Annotated in this window: 1 protein-coding gene; it reads right to left on the reverse strand. The window is 68.2% G+C overall.

All coding sequences use genetic code 11. The features are described 5' to 3' along the window. Nucleotides 1-143 precede the first annotated feature (143 nt). Nucleotides 144-3,154, reverse strand: a 3,011-nt coding sequence (locus IG178_RS08675; protein WP_226895189.1) for a PA14 domain-containing protein, incomplete at its 5' end; no start/stop codon positions are given.

Genomic DNA, 3,154 nt, shown 5'->3' on the forward strand with positions numbered 1-3,154 from the left:
GATGTTCGTGCAGAGCCTGCACGGCATCAGTCACAACAAGATCGAGGACACCCGGGAAGAGCACATCGAGCAGTCGGTGGTCGCGATGGACAAGCTGGCGGACAAGGTCATCCGCTGGATCCTCGACTGCCGATAGGGCGGGCTCAGGGCTGATTCGAGTTCAGGCGCATGAAGCGGCTGGCGGATCCGCGGGGCACCTTGACGGTGACCTTGTCGATGCCGGGTCCGAAGCCGTCGTCGACGGTGAGGATCTGGACGCCGCCGACGCCATTGGTGGCCGTCGTCCAGGAGCCCAGGGTGGTGCCGTGTTGGACGAAGGGGCCGCTGGCGAGGGACACGTCGGAACGTCGGAATTCGAAGATCGCCCAGGTCGGGTCGAGCGCCAGCGTCGGCAACAGGTCGATTGAACCCGCGTTGGCTCCGGCGGGTTTGCCACCGAGGACGAACTCCAGGTCGTTCGGAATCTTGTCGCCGTCGGGGTCGGCGCTGGCGAGGCGGTCGGCACCCTCGAGGCCGTTGTAATCGAGCCAGAAGGTGAAGCCGGGATCGGTACCGCCGGGGGCCACGATGGTGCCCGGCTGGGTCGGGGCGGCGGGCAGGCCGGGGTATTCGAGGAAGGCTTGCTCGATGACCCGGCGGCCGAAGCCCGGTCCCTGCCAGGCGACCGACAGGTAGTCGTCACCGCCACCTTCCTTCTGCAGCGCCTCGATGTAGCAGCGCTGGCCGGCGGCGAGCGGGATGACCGCGGAGGTCTGGTTGGGGTTCTGCGTCCAGTTCTCGAAGCCGGTGGCGTTGTTGGTGAAGGCGACCCTGGCCTTGTTCGCCGGGTTTCCGTCGGTGGCCAGCCACAGCTCGCCGCCGTCGTCGGAGGCGATCCAGAACGTGTAGTCGCCGGCAGCCGGCGCGATGAGGTAGCCGCTGACCTTCTGGCCGTAGTTGTCGGCCTCGTTGACCGGGGCCTCGAAGCGGTTCAGCGTCGACGTTTGGTTGGGGTTGGCCGGGTAAGCGCCGTTGGACGTGAGGTTGCTGACGTCGTTGCCGCCGATGCCGGTCCAGACCTCGCGCTTGAGGGCGACCGGGGCTTCGATGGTCCCGGGGTATTCGAGGTAGCGGCCGTCGATCACACGGCGGTCGAAGGACGGTCCCTGCCAGGCGACGGCCACGTGGTCGCCGCCGGCGCCTTCCTTGTGGAGGACCTCGATGTGGTAGCGCTGGCCCTCGACCAGGGGCAAGGTACCGGACTCCTGGGTCGGGAATTTGGTCCACTCGCGCACGGCGGTCGCGCCGTTGGCATGGGCGATCCGGATCCGGTTGGCCGGGTCCTCGTCGGTCGAAAGCCACAGCTCCGAGTGGTCGTCGGAGGCGATCCAGAACTTGTAGTTGCCGCTTTCCGGGGCCACCAGAGTGGAGGTCAGGCGCTGGCCGTAGTTGTCGCCGTGGTTGGTGGGGGTGGCGAAGGCGGTGAGCACGCCGCGGGCGCTCGGCGTCGCGTTCTGGAACGCGGCAGCCGAGGTCAGGTTGGCGACGGTGCCGCCGCCGATGCCGGTCCAGACCTCGCGCTTCAGGGTCGGCTTGCCGGGCAGCGCCAGCGGATGCTCGAGGAAGGGATTGCCCACGACCTGGCGGCCGAAGGACGGGCCCTGCCAGGCGACGGCCAGGTGATCGCCGCCGATGCCTTCCTTGCGGAGGATTTCGAGGAAGTAGCGCTGGCCTGCCGCCAGCGCGACCGGCACCGATTTCTGCGAGGCCTGGGCGTCCCAGTTCTGCGGGGCGACATAGTTGTCGACGCTGGCGATCTTGACCTTGTTCGCGGGATTGTCGTCGGTCGAAAGCCACAGTTCGCTCGAGTTGTCGGAGGCGATCCAGAAGGTGTAGCGGCCGTGGTCGGGGGCGACGAGGTAGCCGGTGACGCGGTCGCCGAAGTTGTCGGCGGCATCGGTTGGGGTGACCAACCCGGCATCCGCCGGCAGCGTGCCGACCGTGGTCGGCGTGGCCGGGAAGAGCGCGTTGTTGGTCAGGTCGGGGAGGTAGTCGCCGCCGAGACCGGTCCAGGTTTCCTTTTTCAGCAAGGTGCGGTCGGCCGGTGAATCGGGGTGCTCGAGGAATTCGTTGGCGATGATCTTCCTCGCGAAGCCCGGGCCATCCCAGGCGACGGCCAGGTGATCGCCGAAGACGCCGTCGCGATGATGGACCTTGAGGTAGTAACGTTTGCCCGCGACCAGGTGCCGGACCGCGGAGTGCTGGGACGGGAACTTCGTCCACTGCTCGGGGTCGGTGTAGCCGGTGACGGTGGCGATCGACTGCAGGTTGGCGGGGTTCTCGTCGGTCGACAGGAACAACTCGCCGTCGTCATCGGACGCCAGCCAGAAGCTGTAATCGCCGGTCAGCGGCGGGACGAGGTAGCCGGTGACGCGCTCGCTGAAGTTCTCCGCGACCTCGGAGGGGCCCTTGAAGTCGAACATCGTGCCGGTGAAGCCGGGCGGGGTGGCAGGCGGGGCGAGCGTGGCATTGCCGGGCCAGACCTCGCGCTTCAGGGCGGGCCGGTAGGTGTCCGGGTAGAGCAGGTTGGCCCCGGGGATGACGGTCCGGCCGAAGCCGGGCCCCTGCCAGGCCACGGCGAGATGGTCACCGCCGCCGCCTTCCTTTTGCAGGGCCTCGATGTAATAGGCCTGGCCGGCGACCAGCGGGATCACGGCCGATTGCTGGTTGCCCTGCTGGGTCCAGTTCAACTCGCCGACCGCGCCGTTGACGTAGCCGATCCGTTTCTTGTTGGAGACCGAGGCATCGCTCGAGAGCCACAGCTCGCTGCCGTCGTCGGAGGCAATCCAGAACGTGTAGTCGCCGGTCGCCGGGGGAATCACGAAGCCGCTGAGGCGCTGGCCGTAGTTGTCGCCGACGCCGGTCGGGGCGCGGAAATCCTGCACGTATCCGGTTTCACCCGGTGAACGCGGGAAGTAGAGCGATCCGGTCAGCTCGCTGAGCCCCTGGCCGCCGGCGAGGCCGGTCCAGACTTCCCGCTTCAGGCCGGGTTTCACGACCGTCACCGTGACCGCCGCGGTGTCGGAGAGGGGCGTCGGGCCATTGTCGCTGGCGGTGATGGTGAGGACGCGGGTGCCGACGGGCAGCCGGCTGCCGCTGCCGCGGATGGCGCCGG

It is taken from the genome of Neoluteolibacter marinus, assembly GCF_014904755.1.
In the GTDB taxonomy this organism is placed as follows: Bacteria; Verrucomicrobiota; Verrucomicrobiia; order Verrucomicrobiales; family Akkermansiaceae; genus Haloferula; species Haloferula marina.